Source organism: Streptococcus australis (assembly GCF_003943615.1).
GTDB classification, from domain to species: Bacteria; Bacillota; Bacilli; order Lactobacillales; family Streptococcaceae; genus Streptococcus; species Streptococcus australis_C.
This window is the reverse complement of the sequence record NZ_RJPZ01000004.1, coordinates 15,931-34,668: the sequence shown is the minus strand read 5'-3', so window position 1 is coordinate 34,668 and position 18,738 is coordinate 15,931. Positions and strand designations below refer to the sequence as shown.

Below are 18,738 nucleotides of genomic sequence, written 5' to 3'. Positions count from 1 at the left end.
ATGAAACGCATGAAAGCTCTCGGCGTGGTTGAGTGGCATTTGACCAGACGCCAAGCCATTTATTACTTGTTATCAATTGGGATGCCCACGGCCTTTTATCTCTTCTTTTCAGGGATGTACCAGGACACACCAGGGGCACCAGCTCATTTTATGAGGGATTATCTCCTCTCCATGACGGCTTTTTCCATGATGTCTACGGCTCTATTTTCCTTTCCAACAGTTCTTGAAACCGATCGGCTTAATAATTGGCAAAAAGTCTTGCGCCATACCCCCGCATCTATGGTAGAATATTATCTAATAAAGGTTGCGGGTCTCTTTGTCGACTTTCTCCTCTCTATTGGGGTCGTCTTTACCGTGGGTCATGTGGTGCGCCATGTGAACATGCCCTTACAGGATTGGGTCTTGGCAGCCTTCCTTCTCATCCTAGGAAGTCTAGCTTTTGTAGCTATCGGTCTGGTCTTGACCTTGCTTCCTTCCAGTCAATTGATGTCGGTTGCGGGCAATCTCCTCTATATGGGACTGGCTGTCATGGGTGGTCTATGGATGCCGATTAATGTCTTTCCAGAATGGATGCAGGCTATTGGCAAATGCCTGCCAACCTATCAATTGATGGAACTGATCAAGACCTTTTTAAATAAGGGCCAGGTTAATGTCTTTGCAAGTCTTTATTTAAGCTTGTTTACCTTGGTCTTGTTTACTCTTGTCATCGTTTATCGTCGTCATTCTGAGGTTCGTTCATGATTGAAAAACTGAAACGTATTCATTATATGTTTTACGTAAGCTTGGTCTTTATGACCTTCCCTTTTGCTACTATTTTCTTTGGGCAAATTCCCTGGTGGCATTTCTTTTTTGCCCTCTTCTTTATGGTGAGCTATCTAGGGATCCTCATTACGGAAGATAAGAAACTGACCTGGTTTTTTTGGCTCTATCTTTTGTTTTATATTGCAGGAAGTACCTTTTATATTGGAAGTAACTATATATGGTTTTACTACTATATTAGCAATATTTTAGTCTATCATTTTCGAATCTATAATTTTCGTTCCCCTTTTCTTTGGACGGCTGTTTTATCGCAATTAATCCTCTTTGGAGCCTTGTTATTTAATCCCTATTTGAGAAAAGACGAGTGGCTTTTTATACTGATTATTTGTTTGTTCATCGCGGTGATGACCTATAGCATGGTCCGGATTCGAATGATGGAGGAGCTGAAAGTTGATCATGCCAAGCAAAACGCCCAGATCAATCTCTTGCTGGCGGAAAATGAACGTCAGCGGATTGGCCGCGATCTACATGACAGTCTAGGACACACCTTTGCCATGCTTAGTGTCAAGGCAGATCTAGCCGATCAATTCTTAGCATTCGGACAGGTTGAGAAGGCTCGGGAGCAGGTACAAGAGATTCAAGCCATTAGCCAAGAGTCCATGCACCAAGTCCGGGAGATTGTGGAGAACTTGAAGCAACGAACCCTAGCAAGAGAGTTAGAAACTGTCCGGCAAATGCTAGAAGTGGCGCAAGTCAAAGTGGAGATCCAAAACGAGCTCGATACAGCTAGTATTTCCCCGATCCTAGAGTCTGCTCTGGCCATGGTGTCTCTGGAACTAGCCACCAATATGATCAAACATGCCAGAGCAACGCAGGCCCTTCTCACTTATCGCTCCACCGAAACAGGGGTAGAAATGGTCGCAGAAGACAACGGTATTGGCTTTGATAAGGTCTCCGATAAGGACCTGCACTCGATCCGCGAACGGATTGCCTTGTTGGGAGGAGAGCTAGATATCAGTCATCAATACAAGCCGACCCGGATAGAAATACGGATCCCCTATCAAGAAAGGAAATAAGATGCGCTTATTAGTTGCTGAAGACCAAAGTATGTTGCGTGATGCGCTCTGCCAGCTCTTGCTTTTGCAAGAGGACGTGGAAGAAGTCTTGCAGGCTGGAGATGGACAAGAAGCTATTCGCTTACTCGAAAGCCATCCAGTTGATATTGCTATCTTAGATATCGAGATGCCGATCAAAACAGGACTAGAAGTCTTGGAATGGGCTAAAAGTCAACAACCCCAGCTCAAGGTCGTCATCGTTACCACCTTTAAGCGACCGGGTTATTTTGAGCGGGCCCTCAAGGCTGGAGTCGATGCCTATGTTTTAAAAGAACGCCGCATTACAGACTTGATGGCCACCCTGCATACAGTCTTGGCAGGGCAAAAAGAATATTCTCCTGAATTAATGGAGGGAATCCTAACCCACCCCAATCCTCTAAGCTCTCAGGAGCAAGCGGTCCTAAAAGAAGTTGCCAAAGGAGCTTCTAACCAAGAAATTGCTGATCGGTTATTTCTCTCTAACGGGACCATCCGCAATTATATGTCAGCCATTCTGACCAAGTTGGATGCAGAGAATCGGACTGAGGCAGCAAAGATTGCCCAAGAAAAGGGTTGGTTATAAGGAAGAAAAGAGAGTGGGACAGAAATCTGTAATTTCGTTAGAATTCGATTTCGTCGTCCCACCTCCGCACAGTTGAGTAGGGCTGTAAAAGCTGATGAAATCAGCGTAGTAGAGCCCACTCAACCACTGCGTCTTGCTCGACAATCCAAAGACAATTGAGAGTAGCTGGGTCAAAATGAACAACCCACTATATGTAGCCTGCCATGATGAGGAGTGGGGCCAGCCCCTCCATGACGACCACGCCCTTTTTGAGTTGCTTTGCTTAGAGACCTATCAAGCTGGTCTGTCTTGGGAGACGGTACTCAATAAACGTCAAGCTTTCCGTGAGGCTTTTCATGGCTATCACCTTCAAGGTGTCGCAGAGATGTCGGATGAGGAGCTGGAAGCTTTGTTAGACAATCCAGCCATCATTCGAAATCGAGCTAAGATCTTTGCGACACGGGCTAACGCCCAGGTCTTTTTACAATTCCAAGCAGAATTCGGCTCTTTTGATGCTTATCTCTGGTCTTTTGTCGAGGGGAAAACCATCGTCAATGATGTTCTGGATTACCGGGATGCTCCTGCGAAGACAGCTCTTTCTGAACAGCTTGCCAAAGACCTCAAAAAGCGTGGTTTTAAGTTTACAGGCCCCATTGCGGTCCTATCCTACCTACAAGCAGCAGGACTGGTCAATGATCATGAGAATGATTGTGAATGGAAAGGAAAATTAAATGATGTCTAACAAATATAAGGGAATTCTGATTTTTTCGATATTCTATACAGTTCTATTTGAGTTTGATGGTGATAAATTGCTGGCTTCTTTGATGCCATCTGCCATTGCGAATTATCTACAATATCTACTCTATGTAGTATTAGCTCTATATGGCTCTTTCTTGTTCAAGGATAAATTAATCCAACAATGGAATGAGATCAGAAAAACTAAAAGAAAATTCTTCTTTGGCGTTTTAAAAGGCTGGCTCTTTTTCATTCTGATGACTGTTATCTTTGAATTTGTATCAGAGATGTTGAAGCAGTTTTTTGGGCTAGTCGGACAAGGTCTAAACCAGTCGAATATTCAAAGCGCCTTTCAAGAGCAACCGATACTGATAGCTGTTTTGGCTTGTGTCATTGGACCTCTGGTAGAAGAATTATTTTTCCGTCAAACTCTATTGAGATATTTGAGAAAAAGTCTGCCAACTTGGCTGAGTATTTTCATAGTCGGATTTGCTTTTGCCTTAACTCATATGCACAGCTTGGATTTGTCCGAGTGGGTTGGTGCAGTCGGTTACCTAGGTACTGGCCTTGCCTTTTCTATTATTTTTGTGAAAGAAAAGGAGAATATCTACTATCCCCTACTTGTTCATATGTTAAGCAACAGCCTCTCCTTCATCGTTTTAGCTATTGGTAGTATGTGATGAAAATGCTAGTAACGATACTGAAAAAGAGGCTGGGACAAAAGTCCCTTATATCCAAAAAAAGCAACGGTTCCGCAATTGGGAATCTCTAGCTTTTTTGTGACTGGGAACTTTTTGTCCCAGCCTCTTTTTTGATTAGATTTGTCAATTTTTTAGGAGAGCTCTCATTATTCGGATTTGGATAGAAAATTCAGAAAATTTGTTATTTTTACTTGAAAAGTTATTTGAAAAAAGGTATGATAGTAGCATGCTCATTTGATAATCAAAGAAACAGAAAGGAGAGACATGGAGAAAATTACCTTAGAAACTGCAAAGACAGGTTCAGAGCTTGTGCTAGAAACGCTTCGAGACCTTGGGATTGATACCATTTTTGGTTATCCAGGTGGAGCGGTTTTGCCCCTTTATGATGCTATTTATAGTTTTAAAGGGATCAAACACATTCTTGGTCGACATGAACAAGGGTGCTTGCATGAAGCTGAAGGCTACGCCAAATCAACTGGGAAGCTAGGTGTGGCCGTCGTCACAAGTGGACCTGGAGCAACCAATGCCATTACAGGGATTGCGGATGCCATGAGTGATAGCGTTCCTCTTCTTGTGTTTACTGGTCAGGTCAACCGTTCTGGGATCGGGAAAGATGCCTTTCAAGAGGCAGATATTGTTGGGATTACCATGCCGATTACCAAGTACAATTACCAAGTACGTGAGACAGCTGATATTCCACGGGTTATCACGGAAGCCGTTCATATTGCGACAACTGGGCGTCCAGGACCTGTCGTCATTGACCTTCCAAAAGATGTCTCTGCCTTAGAAATAGATTATATTTACAATCCGGCCATCAATATTCCAAGTTACCAGCCGACTATTGAACCAAATGAATTACAGATTAAGAAAATCTTGAAGCAACTTGGCAAGGCTAAACAGCCAGTTCTTTTAGTTGGTGGTGGCGTCAGCTATGCAGAAGCGGCGGACGAATTGGTAGCCTTGGCTGAACGCTATCAGATTCCTGTGGTAACTAGTCTTTTAGGACAGGGAACGATTGCGACCAGTCATCCTCTCTTCCTTGGGATGGGAGGCATGCACGGTTCCTTTGCGGCCAACATTGCCATGACCGAAGCGGATTTTATGATTAGCATCGGTTGTCGTTTTGATGATCGTCTGACAGGAAATCCTAAGACCTTTGCGAAGAATGCCAAAGTCGCTCACATTGATATTGACCCAGCAGAGATTGGTAAAATCATTGCAGTCGATATTCCAGTCGTTGGCGATGCCAAAAAAGCCCTACAACAGTTGTTAGCAGAGCCGTTGGTTCATAACAATACGGAGAAATGGGTTGAGAAGGTTACCAAAGATAAAAATCGGGTTCGTTCTTATGATAAGAAAGAACGTGTCGTCCAACCCCAAGCGGTTATTGAACGTGTTGGTGAGTTGACTAAGGGGGATGCCATCGTCGTGACAGACGTTGGACAACACCAAATGTGGGCAGCTCAGTACTACCCATATCAAAATGAACGGCAGTTGGTGACTTCTGGTGGACTAGGAACCATGGGATTCGGTGTGCCAGCCGCTATTGGTGCTAAGATTGCCAATCCGGATAAAGAAGTCGTACTCTTTGTCGGAGATGGTGGTTTCCAGATGACCAACCAGGAATTGGCTATCTTGAATGTTTACAAGATTCCAATCAAGGTCATCATGCTCAACAACCATTCACTGGGGATGGTTCGTCAGTGGCAAGAAGCCTTCTATGATGGACGGACATCAGAGTCTGTCTTTGAAACCTTGCCTGACTTCCAATTGATGGCCCAAGCCTACGGGATTAAAAACTACAAATTTGATAATCCTGAAACCCTTGAGAAAGATTTAGAAGTCATTACCGAAGATGTACCGATGTTTATCGAGATTGACATTTCTCGTAAAGAACATGTATTACCGATGGTACCAGCTGGTAAGAGCAATCATGAGATGTTGGGGGTGAAGTTTAATGCGTAGAATGTTAACAGCCAAACTTCAAAACCGGTCTGGGGTCCTCAATCGCTTTACCGGTGTCTTGTCGAGACGCCAAGTCAATATTGAGAGTATCTCAGTGGGAGCGACAGAAAACCCTAATGTATCACGGATTACCATTATCATTGATGTTGCGTCTCATGATGAAGTGGAACAAATTATCAAGCAACTCAACCGCCAGGTCGATGTGATTCGCGTTCGAGATATCACAGATAAACCTCACCTAGAACGTGAAGTGATTCTGATCAAGGTCTCAGCACCTGCAGAGAAACGGGCAGAATTGCTGGCGATTATCCAGCCCTTCCGCGCGACTGTGGTAGACGTAGCTCCAAGCTCCATCACAGTGCAGATGACAGGAAATGCAGAGAAGAACGAAGCTCTTCTGCGTGTCATTCGTCCTTATGGGATTAAGAATGTCGCACGGACTGGTGCAACTGGATTTACCCGCGACTAAAAATCCAACCTAAATTTGTTAAAACAGCCTAACAGGAAATAAATATAGAAAAGAGAGAAAGCACAATGGCAGTAAAAATGGAATATGAAAAAGATGTTAAAGTAGCAGCACTTGACGGTAAGAAAATTGCTGTGATCGGTTACGGATCACAAGGTCATGCCCATGCTCAAAACTTGCGTGATTCAGGTCATGATGTGATCATCGGGGTTCGTCCTGGTAAATCTTTTGAGAAAGCAAAAGAAGATGGTTTTGATACTTACACAGTAGCAGAAGCAACTAAATTGGCGGATGTCATCATGATCTTGGCACCAGACGAAATCCAACAAGAATTGTACGAAACAGAAATTGCGCCAAACTTGGAAGCTGGTAACGCTGTTGGTTTTGCTCATGGTTTCAACATCCACTTCGAATTCATCAAAGTTCCTGCAGATGTTGATGTCTTCATGTGTGCGCCTAAAGGACCAGGACACTTGGTACGTCGTACCTATGAAGAAGGATTTGGTGTGCCAGCGCTCTACGCTGTCTACCAAGATGCTACAGGAAATGCTAAAGATATCGCCATGGACTGGTGTAAAGGTGTTGGTTCAGCACGCGTTGGTCTTTTGGAAACAACTTATAAAGAAGAAACTGAAGAAGATTTGTTTGGTGAACAAGCCGTTCTTTGTGGTGGTTTGACTGCTCTTATCGAAGCAGGTTTCGAAGTCTTGACTGAAGCTGGATACGCTCCAGAATTGGCTTACTTCGAAGTTCTTCACGAAATGAAATTGATCGTTGACTTGATCTACGAAGGTGGATTCAAGAAAATGCGTCAATCAATTTCAAATACTGCTGAATACGGTGACTATGTATCAGGCCCACGTGTCATCACTGAGCAAGTAAAAGAAAACATGAAGGCTGTTCTTGCTGATATCCAAAGCGGTAAATTTGCCAATGACTTTGTCAACGACTACAAAGCAGGTCGTCCGAAAATGACAGCTTACCGTGAACAAGCTGCTAACCTTGAAATCGAAAAAGTTGGTGCAGAATTGCGTAAAGCAATGCCATTCGTCGGAAAAAACGATGACGATGCATTTAAGATTTACAACTAAGCCATCGAGATTGAAGTTGGGAGAAATCCCAACTTCTTTTTCATCAATGGTAGAGATGGTTTGGAAGGTGTTTTCAACCACTTAGCAGAATCTGTATGAAGAGACGTGCCATTGCGAGCATTTTGGGTGATTTTTCTGAAAATTTGGAAAACACGATGAAATTTTTGCAGTCTTTTGATATAATTAGATGAAATAAGGAGAAGAAGAGGAAGACATGATAACATCGAAAGATATTATTAAAGCCCACAAGGTCTTAAAAGGTGTGGTTGTTGAGACTCCCTTAGATTATGATCATTACTTATCTGAAAAGTATGGAGCGAAAATCTATTTGAAAAAGGAGAATGCCCAGCGGGTACGTTCCTTTAAAATTCGTGGTGCCTACTATGCAATTTCTCAGCTGACTGCTAAAGAAAGAGAGCGAGGAGTTGTCTGTGCCTCAGCGGGAAACCATGCACAAGGGGTCGCCTATACATGTAGAGAGATGAAAATCCCAGCGACCATCTTTATGCCCATTACGACACCTCAGCAGAAGATTAGCCAGGTTCGTTTCTTCGGCGGAGAGTATGTGACCATTAAATTAGTAGGAGATACCTTTGATGCTTCTTCTAAGGCAGCGCAGGAATACACCGAGGTTAAAAACTGTACCTTCATTGATCCATTTGATGATGCCAACGTCCAAGCGGGTCAAGGGACTGTAGCCTACGAAATCCTAGAGGAAGCTAAAAAAGAGTCGATTGACTTTGATGCTGTGTTAGTACCAGTTGGTGGGGGAGGTCTCATCGCTGGAGTATCCACCTATATAAAGGAGCAAGCACCAGAGATCGATGTTATTGGGATCGAAGCAGATGGAGCTCGGTCGATGAAGGCGGCATTTGAAGCCGGAGGCCCGGTCAAACTCAAACAAATTGATAAGTTTGCGGATGGAATCGCTGTTCAAAAGGTTGGCCAGCTGACTTATGAAGCAACGAAAAAAAATGTTGAGACGCTAATTGGAGTAAACGAGGGCTTGATCTCTGAGACCTTGATTGATCTTTATTCCAAGCAAGGCTTGGTTGCAGAACCGGCTGGTGCTGCCAGTGTTGCGGCTTTAGAAGTGTTGAGAGAGTATATCAAAGGGAAGACCATTTGTTGTGTGATTTCTGGTGGGAACAATGATATTAACCGGATGCCAGAGATGGAAGAGCGAGCTTTGATCTATGATGGTATCAAACACTACTTCATCGTCAACTTCCCGCAACGTCCAGGAGCTTTGAGAGAGTTTGTAAATGATATCTTAGGGCCAAATGACGATATCACGCGGTTTGAGTACATCAAACGGGCAAGCAAGGGGACGGGCCCAGTTTTGATTGGGGTTGCTTTAGCGGATAAGCATGATTACGCAGGACTGATCAATCGGATTGAACAATTTGACCCCTCTTTCATTAATTTAAATGGAAATGAAACTCTCTACAACATGTTGGTATGATGGATTCTTTAACAAAGAATCACTTCTAAAAAGTAAATAAAATATAAAGGAGAATCAGAAAATGATTTGGATTTTTCTATTGGCTATTTTAGTCGTTGGAGCTACTGTATTCATTAGCTCGCTCTATGTGGTGAAACAACAATCTGTTGCAATTATTGAGCGTTTTGGACGCTATCAAAAGATCAGCAACAGTGGGATTCATGTCCGTGCACCATTTGGAATCGATAAAATTGCGGCGCGTGTGCAATTGCGTCTCTTGCAAAGCGAGATTGTGGTCGAAACAAAGACACAAGATAACGTATTTGTTACCATGAATGTAGCGACACAATACCGCGTAAATGAAAACAATGTAACGGATGCTTACTACAAATTGATGCGCCCAGAAGCTCAGATCAAGTCTTACATTGAAGATGCCTTGCGCTCATCTGTTCCCAAGTTGACCTTGGATGAATTGTTCGAGAAAAAAGATGAAATCGCCCTTGAAGTTCAAAAGCAAGTAGCTGAAGAAATGTCGACCTATGGGTACATTATCGTAAAAACCTTGATTACTAAAGTTGAACCAGATGCCGAAGTGAAACAATCCATGAACGAGATTAATGCGGCTCAACGGAAACGTGTGGCAGCCCAAGAACTGGCAGAAGCTGATAAGATCAAGATTGTTACAGCAGCCGAGGCAGAAGCTGAAAAGGATCGTCTTCACGGGGTCGGAATTGCAGAACAACGGAAGGCTATCGTAGATGGTTTGGCTGATTCTATCAAGGAATTGAAAGATACCAATGTGAATTTGACAGAAGAACAGATTATGTCCATTCTTTTGACCAACCAATATTTGGATACTTTGAATAACTTTGCAGAAAAGCAAGGAACCAATACCCTCTTCTTACCAGCAAATCCGGATGGCGTAGAGAATATTCGTACTCAAATACTTTCAGCTTTAAAAGCAAAATAATAAAATATCTGACTTTTTTAAAAATGTTCGTACTTTCAGCTATTATGGTTGACAAAATATGCAAAAAATTTTATATTAGTATTGGAAATAATAATATAGGAGAATGATCATGGCTAAATCGAACTTCGAAAAAGTGGAATCAGTTGTTGGTTGGGTACGTGATAAAAAGATCACTGGGTATCGTATCAGTAAAGAAACGAACGCCCGTGAAATGTCTATCATTGCACTTGCGCAAGGTCGTGCAAAAGTGAAAAACATCTCGTTTGAAACTGCGCTTGGCTTAATCGATTTTTATGATAAGAATCATCAAAAATTTGAAAATTAAAATACTATATAAAAAAGAAGGGAACAAGCTTCCCTTCTTTTTTATATAGTATAAATCAGGATATCGTAGGAAAGTATCACTAGCTGGATCCCTGGCTATTAAAGGATTTTAACAAGTTTATGTGTGGAATTTCACTTTCATTTAATGGTATTCGAAAACTCCCTCATCGGAATCATTCCAGTGAGGGAGTTTGTTTTAATTTAAGAAACGTTGTAAGAATTCTTTGGTCCGTTCTTCTTTTGGATTGGTAAAGATTTCTTTTGGATCACCTTGTTCAGCGATGACCCCTTTGTCCATAAAGATAACACGACTTGAGACGTCTCGGGCAAATTCCATTTCGTGGGTGACCACGATCATGGTTAGGCCTTCTTTGGCTAAGTCTTGCATAATTTTAAGAACTTCTCCGACCATTTCAGGGTCCAAAGCTGAGGTTGGTTCATCAAACAAAATGGCATCAGGATCCATAGAAAGGGCTCGAGCGATAGCCACCCGTTGCTTTTGGCCGCCTGAGAGTTGTTTTGGACGAGCAGCCCAATAAGGTTCTCCCATGCCAACTTTCTCCAAGTTCGCTTTAGCAATTTTCTCTGCTGTTTCACGATCACGCTTGAGAACGGTTGTTTGTGCCACAATGGTATTTTCCAAGACATTTAAGTTTTCAAATAGATTGAAGCTTTGGAAAACCATGCCCAATTTTTCCCGATAGTGGGTGAGATCGTAATCAGGATCAAGAACGTTCTGTCCCCGGTAGAGGATTTCTCCATCAGTCGGAGTTTCTAAGAGATTAATGGAGCGAAGGAAGGTAGATTTCCCGCTACCAGAGCTCCCAATGATGGAGATAACTTCGCCCTTCTCAACAGAAAGAGAGATGTCCTTCAAAACTTCGTTTTGACCGTAGGATTTTTTTAAGTGTTTGATTTCAAGTATTTTTTCTGCCATTATTTCACCTCTTTGACTTGCATTTGATTGGCACCAGTTGTGTAGGTATCAGAGTCTAAGCGACGTTCGATGTATCGAAGGATACGGGTGATGGTGAAAGTCAGGATAAAGTAAATTACCGCAATAATGGTAAAGGTTGGGAAGTATTGGTAGTTTTGAGTTGCAACCGTATTTCCTGTAAAGTAGAGTTCAACCACAGAGATAACATTCAAGACAGATGTATCCTTGATGTTGATGACAAATTCATTCCCTGTCGCTGGCAAGATATTCCGAACGACCTGTGGGAGAACGACCTTGCGCATGGTTTGTCCATGGGTCATCCCCAGAGCGGTAGCCGCTTCAAACTGGCCAGTATCCACTGCTAAGATTCCTCCACGAACAATCTCACTCATATAAGCTCCTGTGTTGATCGAAACAATAAAGATAGCAGCCCAGGTACGATCCAAGGAAATGTTAAAGGCTTGGGCTGAACCGTAGAAAATAACCATGGATTGAACGATCATCGGAGTACCACGGAAGATTTCAATGTAGACATTGAGGAACCAACCGAAGAATTTTTGCAAGGTAGCTAGAGCCTTGTTTTTAGACGTAGGAGCAGTTCGGAAAACACCGATTAACAAACCGATAATCAAACCAGCAATGGTCCCTGTCATAGAGATTAAGAGGGTCATTCCAGTTCCTCGTAAGAACTGTGGTCCATTATCTTTCAAAATTTTCATCATTTGGCTGAAGAAAGTCTGCTCATCATCACTAGCATCGTTGGAAGCGGGTTGCTTCTCAATCATATCATCCATGAGTTTGACTTGGTCTTCAGCCGAAATTTTAGCTAGTGTAGCATTGACTTGGTCGATTCGACTGTCGCCTTTTTTCATCCCGATAGCAATGGTCGCATCTTCCTCCCCGACTTCAAAACCTTTTTTGAATTGGATCATCTTAAATTTTGAATTAGCAGATTCAGCTGTCAAGGCTTCAGGCCGCTCAGAAACATAGGCATCGATAACGCCAGATTCTAAAGCTTGACGCATCTGGGCGAAATCCCCCATAGCGGTTTCTTGTTTGGCGCCCTTGAGTTGGGAGATGAGAGAATAGAGGTAGACCCCTTGTTGAGAGGTGACCTTTGCATCCTTGAAGTCATCTAGACTAGTCGCATTTGCATAGTTCCCGTCTTTGCGCACCAGCATGACCGGCTCACTGGTATAGTAGCTATTAGAGAAAGCAACCTCTTTCTTGCGTTCAGCAGTAGGACTCATTCCAGCGATGATCATATCGATTTTACCAGAGGTGAGGGCGGGAATTAGTCCGTTCCAAGATGTTTTTACGATCAGCGGTTTTTTACCTAGTCCCTCAGCAACCTTTTTGGCGATTTGGACATCGTATCCGTTGGCATATTGGTTAGTGCCATCAATCTTCACGGCTCCATTTGCATCATCCTCTTGGGTCCAGTTGAAAGGAGCGTAGGCGGCTTCCATCCCGATCCGGAGATATTCGTCTGCTTTGACAATATGGCTCATTCCCAGGCATAAAAGTAGTCCTGTAAAGAGAGCATAAATTGTTTTTTTCATGTAGTCTCCTCTTCCTATATAAATAGTATCATCTTATTGTACAGGAAATTGGCCTACTTTTCAAACCTGATAGCCTTTTCATAAAAAAATGCTATAATATACCAAAGGAGTATAGGAAAATGAAAAAAATTCTGTATGTTCTATTTGCAGTGATGACCTGTCTATTTGTAACGGGTCTTGTCAAGGCGGATGGTCCTTCCTATGAGATTCAGTCTTATCGGGGGACTTTAATCATGGAAACTTGGGACGATGCTACTTATGAGGAAGAATTGGTCTATCATTTTACAACTTCCTATAATGGCCAATATGTCACCTTGGGATCGGCGGGTAAAATGCCTCAAGGTTTTGAAATAGCAACTCCTCCCCTGGTGGAAGTAGAAGGCAGAACCTTGTCACAAGAACCAGAAGTTCAAAATTTAGGTGATGGTTATCAGGTTAAGATTTACAATGGCGGAAGCGCAGGAGATACCGTCAAGGTGAAGGTTACCTGGCAGTTAAAAAACCTGCTCTATGTTCATCGGGATATCTTGTTATTGAACTGGAAGCCGATCAGTGATGGGGATCAGGGGGTCGGTGAAGTAGAATTGATGGTTATCCCTAAATTTGCTTCAGAGGTTTCAAAATCAGAATTAAATATTCATACATCTTATATGGGTCCAGATGCATCAATCAAGAAGGAAGGTGCCAACTATATTGCGAGCTTAAAAAATTTAAAGCGCAAAGAAGGTGTTGAAATTTATGCTTACTGGTTGAAATCGGATGTAGCTTCCTTTGGGGAGTCAGATAGGGATACAGGCTTGATGGAGGAGGACAACTATCATCGGACGGAAGCTGGAATTGTTCAAAAACGGACCTGGATTCGCCTATTTATGAAGGTCCTACTTCCAATCCTTGTTCTGCTTTTCCTTCTTCTTGCTATTTATTATCGTCATCGCTTCATGCAATCTGTTACTTCTACCAAGGTTTTTCCGAAAAATAGTCGCTTGTATGAGATTCCAAATAACGTTGCGCCTCTACTAATGGCTTCAATAGTTTATTCTACAGAGCTAGATGAAATCTCTCCAACCAAAAAACACGCTCGGGGAGCCTTTAAATTTGATCAGTTGGTGCAAGCTACCTTACTTGATTTGATTGATCGAAAAAATATCATCTGTGAGCAATACGACACTCATACAGTTTTAACGATTCAAAATGAAGATACATTGGATGAATTTGAGCGAGAGTTTCTTAGACTTGCATTCGGTTCTCAAAAAACTTGTAGAACAGATGACTTGTTTTCAGATTATGAAATTTCAGATTCCCTCTATAAATACGCTTCTAAGAAAGACCAAGATGAGATTCGCGAGCGAGGAAAACAAGCGCAAAATCGGATTGATACAGCGATTTCTCGTGTCGCTCAAGCTGTTCAGCAGAAGATCCAAACATTTACCCTTCCTTCTTATTATCGTCCCTTAGAGTCTGGGGAGGAAAGTGCAGGACGTAAAAGTCTCTTCTTTGGATGGGCTGCATGGAGCATTGCCTTGGTAGCTGGTTTAGTAGCTTATTTTGTCTTAAACTGGCTCTCTATCTTTTGCGTGATATATGTGTTGGTGATGTGGATCCTTCCGACATCCTTCCAAGGGAAGTTCAGCCTTTATCAACGGGATGGGGTCCCAACGGAGATCGGGGCTGAGCAACGCTATTATTGGGATAGTTTCCGTAATATGTTGCGGGATATCGCTCATTTGGAAGAAGCAGAAATTCAATCGCTGGTTTTATGGAATCGTTTATTAGTCTATGCTACTCTGTTTGGTTTTGCAGATCAAGTAAGCAAAGTGATGAAGCTTCGTCAAATCCACTTAGAGAACCCAAGTATGGATGCCTATGTCTACACTCCGTTTCGTAGTAATCTAATCCATTCCAGCCGTCTCTTATCTAATTATGGAACGACCGCTACAACCGCTAGTCATTTCACAGTATCTTCAGGCGGTAGTTCTGGGGGTGGTTTCTCTGGAGGCGGTGGAGGCGGTGGCTTTGGTGCTTTTTAGAGTCACAAAAGTGCCGTCTAGCCAATCTTGTGTATACAAATTCATAGGAGGCTGGGACAAAAGTCCTAGCCTCTCAATTGTCTTTGGATTGTCGAGCAAGACGCAGTGGTTGAGTGGGCTCTACTACGCTGATTTTATCAGCTTTTACAGCCCTACTCAACTGTGCGGAGGTGGGACGACGAAATCGAATTCGAACGAATGACCGATTTCTATCCCACTCTCTTTTAGTCTATGCATCCTTGCAAGCGCATCTGGTTCTATGGCTAGAAATGTGTTATAATATAGCAAATGTAAGTTTAGGAGAAAAAGATGTTTATCATTGAACTGATAAAAGCGATTCTTTTTGGAATTGTTGAAGGAGTCACAGAGTGGCTTCCAATCTCAAGTACAGGCCATTTGATTTTGATTCAAGACTTTATCCAGTTTAAGGATCAAAACCCTGCCTTTATGGAGATGTTTAATGTCGTTATTCAGCTAGGTGCCATTATGGCTGTCGTTGTGATTTACTTCGACAAGCTTTATCCATTTAAGCCTGGAAAATCGAAAAAAGAGGTAAGACGGACTTGGCAATTGTGGGCCAAGGTTGCTGTGGCGACTCTACCGCTGCTCTTTGTCTTTAAATTGGATGATTGGTTTGAAGCTCATTTTCATAACTCTTTTTCTGTAGCCATCATGCTGATTACCTATGGTTGGGCCTTTATTTATCTTGAAAAACGGGAGCAAGTGGAGCCAGAAGTGACGGAATTACACAAGTTGCCTTATAAGACAGCTCTCTATATTGGGTTGTTCCAAGTCTTGTCGCTTTTCCCAGGAACCAGTCGGTCAGGTGCAACAATTGTAGGTGGTTTGGTCAATGGAGTTAGTCGCTCAGTTGTGACAGAATTCACCTTTTATCTGGGGATTCCTGCCATGTTTGGGGCTAGCCTATTAAAGGTCGCTAAGTTTGTCTTGGGAGGAAATGCTTTAAGCTTCAGCCAGGGAACAATCCTTTTAGTTGCTATGGCGGTAGCCTTCGGTGTTAGTATGGTAGCGATTCGCTTCTTGACAGATTATGTCAAAACTCATGACTTCACAGTCTTTGGGAAATATCGGATTGTTCTGGGAGCGATTTTGCTCGTCTACGCAGTGATTAAAATCTTTATCTAATAATGAAATTGGAGTGCTTCTTCCTTTTCTTAAAACTGCTATGGTTGCGGGGGAGGAAGTGCTCTTTTGTTTAAGTCTTGTTTCATATCTAAGGAGGGGGTCATGTTTTGAAAAATATGTCCCTTTTTAGTATAATAGAAAGACTAATAGTATGAGGTGCAGTCATGAAGATGAAGCAAATCAGTGATTCAACCATTAAAATCACGATTCAATTAGAGGACTTAGAAGAACGGGGCATGGAAATGGCCGATTTTTTGGTGCCTCAAGAAAAAACAGAAGAATTTTTCTATACCATCTTAGATGAATTAGAAATGCCAGAAAGTTTCTTAGACAGTGGTATGTTAAGTTTCCGAGTGACCCCTAAACCAGATAAACTCGATGTTTTTGTGACCAAATCAAAAATTGATCAGCATTTAAATTTTGAAGATTTTTCCGACTTGCCTGATATGGAAGAATTGTCGCAAATGTCTCCGGACGAATTTATCAAAACCTTGGAAAAAACCATCTCTGAAAAGAGTAAGGGAGACGGCGATGCGATCCGTCATTTAGAAGCTGAGGAATTGGCTGACGAAAATCAGCTTTCAGAAGAAGATACATCGAATCATCCAGTAGATACACGGTATATTTATTATATCCTCCAGTTTTCTCAGTTAGAAGAAGTGATTCGGTTTACAAAAACAGTTCATTATGCTGTTGAGACTTCTGAACTTTATAAAATGGACGGGATGTACTATTTAACCATCCTGATCGATTTGGAAGGGTGTCCGCAGGATTATCCAGGTTGGCTTTTGGCAACCATGCGTGAATATGCGGAAGATACAGATACTACTAGAGCTGTCCTTCAGGAACATGGGCATCTCTTGCTCGTCTCAGATGCTATTCACGAACTTCAAAAGGTTAATTTGGTATGATTACTTTTCCGTTACAATTTATCCTGGTCCTGATTGCAACTTTTTTGATCAGTTTGATTCTAACTCCCTTTGTGAGGTTATTGGCGTTTAAAATAGATGCCGTAGACTATCCAAATGCGCGTCGGATCAATAATAAACCCATGCCCAGCGCTGGTGGTTTAGCTATTATTCTTGCTTTTACCATTGCAACCGTCATTTTGTTGCCGATGATTACAAAGGGGCATGTAGCTAAGACATCTTATCTGACCTATACCCTACCAGTTGTCGTTGGAGGATGGATTATTGGCCTGACTGGTTTAGTCGATGACATAAAAGAATTATCACCGCGGTTAAAGATGCTGGGGATTTTCCTAGGAGCTAGTGTAATCTGGTTTTTTACAGATTTTCGCTTAAATGATTTCAAGATACCTTTCGGGGGACCATTTCTTCATTTTGATCCTTGGTTATCGTATATTTTAACAGTCATTTGGATCATTTCTATTACCAATGCAGTCAACCTAATTGATGGTTTGGATGGCCTGGTCAGTGGAGTTTCGATTATTTCCTTGGTGACGATGGGGATTGTTTCTCATTTCTTTCTCCCAGTGCCCAATCTCTTTTTGACCATGACGATTTTTGTCTTAGTCATGGCCATTGCTGGTTTCTTCCCCTTTAATTATCATCCAGCGATTCTTTATTTAGGGGATACAGGAGCCCTCTTCATTGGTTTTATGATCTCTGTTTTGTCCTTGCAAGGTCTTAAGAATGCGACAGCTGTTGCGGTTGTTACGCCGATGATTATCTTGGGAGTTCCAATTACGGATACCTTTTTAGCAATTGTCCGTCGGACTCTCTCTGGTCAGAAGTTTTATGCACCAGATCGGAATCACTTGCACCATCGTTTACTTACTTTGGGCTTAACGCATCGCGGAACCGTTTTGGTTATCTATGGAATTTCGATGATTTTTGCTATGATCTCTCTGCTGTTGAATATCTCTACTCGTATTGGTGGCGTTCTTCTGGTCATCGGTTTGGTATTAGGGGTTGAGCTCTTGGCGGAATTAATTGGAGTCCTAGGTCCTCACCATAGTCCGCTCCTCAATTGTTTACGCTATATAGGGAATTCTGCCTATCGAGAGGAAGTTCGACAAAATAGAAAAAATAAGATTAAATAAGAACGATTCTAAACATGAGAAAAGCCTTTTAGGCTTTTTTTTGTTATACTAGATAAGACAAAACTCTATAGCAGAAAGGAATACAAATGTCAGTATTAGAGATTAAAGATCTTCATGTAGAAATTGAAGGTAAGGAAATTTTAAAAGGCGTGAACTTGACTCTTAGAACAGGAGAAATCGCAGCCATTATGGGTCCTAACGGAACAGGGAAATCAACCCTATCTGCAGCCATTATGGGGAATCCAAACTATGAAGTCACCAAAGGTGAAATTCTATTTGATGGCGTAAATATCCTTGAGTTGGAAGTGGATGAGCGTGCTCGTATGGGACTTTTCCTTGCTATGCAATACCCATCAGAAATTCCAGGAATTACCAATGCTGAATTCCTTCGTGCAGCTATGAATGCTGGAAAAGAAGAGGACGAAAAAATTTCTGTTCGTGATTTCATCACAAAATTGGATGAAAAAATGGAACTCCTCAATATGAAGGAAGAAATGGCAGAACGCTATTTGAATGAAGGCTTCTCAGGTGGTGAGAAGAAACGCAATGAAATTCTGCAATTGTTGATGTTGGAGCCGAAGTTTGCTCTTCTTGATGAGATTGACTCTGGTTTGGATATTGACGCCCTTAAAGTGGTTTCAAAAGGAGTCAATGAAATGCGTGGTGAAGGTTTCGGTGCCATGATCATTACCCACTACCAACGTCTCTTAAACTATATTACTCCTGATGTGGTTCACGTGATGATGGAAGGTCGTGTGGTCCTTTCAGGTGGTCCTGAACTTGCTGTGCGTTTGGAACGTGAAGGATACGCAAAATTAGCAGAAGAGTTAGGTTACGACTACAAAGAAGAACTCTAATCTTGTGTCAACAACTGAACAGGATCTTTGAGG

The 18,738-nt window shown here is 42.2% G+C and carries 18 protein-coding genes; 16 read left to right on the top strand and 2 right to left on the bottom strand.

Annotated elements, in window-relative coordinates:
• From D8785_RS05485 to D8785_RS05435, 11 genes are all read left to right on the top strand, one after another.
• Window positions 1–741: an ABC transporter permease gene (locus tag D8785_RS05485; protein ID WP_125374748.1), complete on the top strand. Its 741-nt coding sequence runs from the start codon at window positions 1–3 to the stop codon at window positions 739–741.
• Window positions 738–1,835, top strand: coding sequence for a sensor histidine kinase (locus D8785_RS05480; protein WP_125374747.1), 1,098 nt, complete (start codon window positions 738–740; stop codon window positions 1,833–1,835). Before D8785_RS05485 ends, D8785_RS05480 begins: the two co-directional genes overlap by 4 nt.
• Before the next feature lies 1 nt (window position 1,836).
• Entirely contained in the window at window positions 1,837–2,436 is a 600-nt protein-coding gene (locus D8785_RS05475) for a response regulator transcription factor (RefSeq protein WP_125374746.1), read from the top strand.
• 175 nt (window positions 2,437–2,611) lie between these two features.
• Window positions 2,612–3,157, top strand: coding sequence for a DNA-3-methyladenine glycosylase I (locus D8785_RS05470; RefSeq protein ID WP_125374745.1), 546 nt, complete (start codon window positions 2,612–2,614; stop codon window positions 3,155–3,157).
• Complete coding sequence (locus D8785_RS05465) at window positions 3,147–3,830, top strand: CPBP family intramembrane glutamic endopeptidase (protein WP_125374744.1); 684 nt, start codon at window positions 3,147–3,149, stop codon at window positions 3,828–3,830. The genes D8785_RS05470 and D8785_RS05465 overlap by 11 nt, the downstream gene beginning before the upstream one ends.
• Window positions 3,831–4,115: 285 nt before the next feature.
• Window positions 4,116–5,816 carry an acetolactate synthase large subunit gene (locus D8785_RS05460; RefSeq protein ID WP_125374743.1) on the top strand — a complete coding sequence of 567 codons (1,701 nt, stop codon included), beginning with the start codon at window positions 4,116–4,118 and terminating at the stop codon, window positions 5,814–5,816.
• Window positions 5,809–6,285 carry an acetolactate synthase small subunit gene (gene ilvN, locus D8785_RS05455; RefSeq protein WP_006594976.1) on the top strand — a complete coding sequence of 159 codons (477 nt, stop codon included), beginning with the start codon at window positions 5,809–5,811 and terminating at the stop codon, window positions 6,283–6,285. The genes D8785_RS05460 and ilvN overlap by 8 nt, the downstream gene beginning before the upstream one ends.
• A 65-nt stretch (window positions 6,286–6,350) precedes the next feature.
• Entirely contained in the window at window positions 6,351–7,373 is a 1,023-nt protein-coding gene (gene ilvC, locus D8785_RS05450) for a ketol-acid reductoisomerase (RefSeq protein WP_023022200.1), read from the top strand.
• Between the two features lie 214 nt (window positions 7,374–7,587).
• On the top strand, window positions 7,588–8,838 hold the full coding sequence (ilvA, locus tag D8785_RS05445; protein WP_125374742.1) for a threonine ammonia-lyase IlvA: 1,251 nt from the start codon (window positions 7,588–7,590) through the stop codon (window positions 8,836–8,838).
• Between the two features lie 61 nt (window positions 8,839–8,899).
• The gene (locus tag D8785_RS05440) at window positions 8,900–9,787 is read left to right on the top strand and encodes an SPFH domain-containing protein (RefSeq protein WP_023022202.1); all 888 of its coding nucleotides are present in this window, start codon (window positions 8,900–8,902) and stop codon (window positions 9,785–9,787) included.
• Between the two features lie 109 nt (window positions 9,788–9,896).
• A complete protein-coding gene (locus D8785_RS05435; RefSeq protein ID WP_006594972.1) occupies window positions 9,897–10,112 on the top strand; it encodes a capsule biosynthesis transcriptional regulator in 216 nt (71 codons plus the stop codon).
• Window positions 10,113–10,307: 195 nt separating this feature from the next.
• On the opposite strand, the gene D8785_RS05430 is transcribed toward D8785_RS05435, so the two are convergent.
• Together D8785_RS05430 and D8785_RS05425 are read right to left on the bottom strand one after the other, a co-directional pair.
• Window positions 10,308–11,048 (bottom strand): amino acid ABC transporter ATP-binding protein, encoded by a 741-nt coding sequence (locus tag D8785_RS05430; protein ID WP_009732258.1) that lies wholly within the window; start codon window positions 11,046–11,048, stop codon window positions 10,308–10,310.
• A complete protein-coding gene (locus tag D8785_RS05425; RefSeq protein WP_123160851.1) occupies window positions 11,048–12,610 on the bottom strand; it encodes an ABC transporter substrate-binding protein/permease in 1,563 nt (520 codons plus the stop codon). The genes D8785_RS05430 and D8785_RS05425 overlap by 1 nt, the downstream gene beginning before the upstream one ends.
• Before the next feature lie 119 nt (window positions 12,611–12,729).
• Here D8785_RS05425 and D8785_RS05420 point away from each other — a divergent pair, with 119 nt between their 5' ends.
• The 5 genes from D8785_RS05420 to sufC all read left to right on the top strand — a co-directional run bounded on the left by D8785_RS05420 (window position 12,730) and on the right by sufC (window position 18,705).
• Window positions 12,730–14,637: a DUF2207 domain-containing protein gene (locus tag D8785_RS05420; protein ID WP_125374741.1), complete on the top strand. Its 1,908-nt coding sequence runs from the start codon at window positions 12,730–12,732 to the stop codon at window positions 14,635–14,637.
• A gap of 309 nt (window positions 14,638–14,946) precedes the next feature.
• On the top strand, window positions 14,947–15,783 hold the full coding sequence (locus D8785_RS05415; protein WP_023022205.1) for an undecaprenyl-diphosphate phosphatase: 837 nt from the start codon (window positions 14,947–14,949) through the stop codon (window positions 15,781–15,783).
• Between the two features lie 164 nt (window positions 15,784–15,947).
• Entirely contained in the window at window positions 15,948–16,694 is a 747-nt protein-coding gene (mecA, locus tag D8785_RS05410; RefSeq protein ID WP_120701239.1) for an adaptor protein MecA, read from the top strand.
• The gene (locus tag D8785_RS05405) at window positions 16,691–17,848 is read left to right on the top strand and encodes a glycosyltransferase family 4 protein (protein ID WP_125374740.1); all 1,158 of its coding nucleotides are present in this window, start codon (window positions 16,691–16,693) and stop codon (window positions 17,846–17,848) included. The genes mecA and D8785_RS05405 overlap by 4 nt, the downstream gene beginning before the upstream one ends.
• Window positions 17,849–17,934: 86 nt before the next feature.
• On the top strand, window positions 17,935–18,705 hold the full coding sequence (gene sufC, locus D8785_RS05400; RefSeq protein ID WP_023022208.1) for a Fe-S cluster assembly ATPase SufC: 771 nt from the start codon (window positions 17,935–17,937) through the stop codon (window positions 18,703–18,705).
• Window positions 18,706–18,738: the final 33 nt, after the last annotated feature.

Bases quoted from the DNA above. Each gene is read 5' to 3' on its own strand.
- D8785_RS05485 (WP_125374748.1), top strand. From the start codon at position 1: ATGAAACGCATGAAAGCTCTCGGCGTGGTTGAGTGGCATTTGACCAGA.
- D8785_RS05480 (WP_125374747.1), top strand. From the start codon at position 738: ATGATTGAAAAACTGAAACGTATTCATTATATGTTTTACGTAAGCTTG.
- D8785_RS05475 (WP_125374746.1), top strand. From the start codon at position 1,837: ATGCGCTTATTAGTTGCTGAAGACCAAAGTATGTTGCGTGATGCGCTC.
- D8785_RS05470 (WP_125374745.1), top strand. From the start codon at position 2,612: ATGAACAACCCACTATATGTAGCCTGCCATGATGAGGAGTGGGGCCAG.
- D8785_RS05465 (WP_125374744.1), top strand. From the start codon at position 3,147: ATGATGTCTAACAAATATAAGGGAATTCTGATTTTTTCGATATTCTAT.
- D8785_RS05460 (WP_125374743.1), top strand. From the start codon at position 4,116: ATGGAGAAAATTACCTTAGAAACTGCAAAGACAGGTTCAGAGCTTGTG.
- ilvN (WP_006594976.1), top strand. From the start codon at position 5,809: ATGCGTAGAATGTTAACAGCCAAACTTCAAAACCGGTCTGGGGTCCTC.
- ilvC (WP_023022200.1), top strand. From the start codon at position 6,351: ATGGCAGTAAAAATGGAATATGAAAAAGATGTTAAAGTAGCAGCACTT.
- ilvA (WP_125374742.1), top strand. From the start codon at position 7,588: ATGATAACATCGAAAGATATTATTAAAGCCCACAAGGTCTTAAAAGGT.
- D8785_RS05440 (WP_023022202.1), top strand. From the start codon at position 8,900: ATGATTTGGATTTTTCTATTGGCTATTTTAGTCGTTGGAGCTACTGTA.
- D8785_RS05435 (WP_006594972.1), top strand. From the start codon at position 9,897: ATGGCTAAATCGAACTTCGAAAAAGTGGAATCAGTTGTTGGTTGGGTA.
- D8785_RS05430 (WP_009732258.1), bottom strand. From the start codon at position 11,048: ATGGCAGAAAAAATACTTGAAATCAAACACTTAAAAAAATCCTACGGT.
- D8785_RS05425 (WP_123160851.1), bottom strand. From the start codon at position 12,610: ATGAAAAAAACAATTTATGCTCTCTTTACAGGACTACTTTTATGCCTG.
- D8785_RS05420 (WP_125374741.1), top strand. From the start codon at position 12,730: ATGAAAAAAATTCTGTATGTTCTATTTGCAGTGATGACCTGTCTATTT.
- D8785_RS05415 (WP_023022205.1), top strand. From the start codon at position 14,947: ATGTTTATCATTGAACTGATAAAAGCGATTCTTTTTGGAATTGTTGAA.
- mecA (WP_120701239.1), top strand. From the start codon at position 15,948: ATGAAGATGAAGCAAATCAGTGATTCAACCATTAAAATCACGATTCAA.
- D8785_RS05405 (WP_125374740.1), top strand. From the start codon at position 16,691: ATGATTACTTTTCCGTTACAATTTATCCTGGTCCTGATTGCAACTTTT.
- sufC (WP_023022208.1), top strand. From the start codon at position 17,935: ATGTCAGTATTAGAGATTAAAGATCTTCATGTAGAAATTGAAGGTAAG.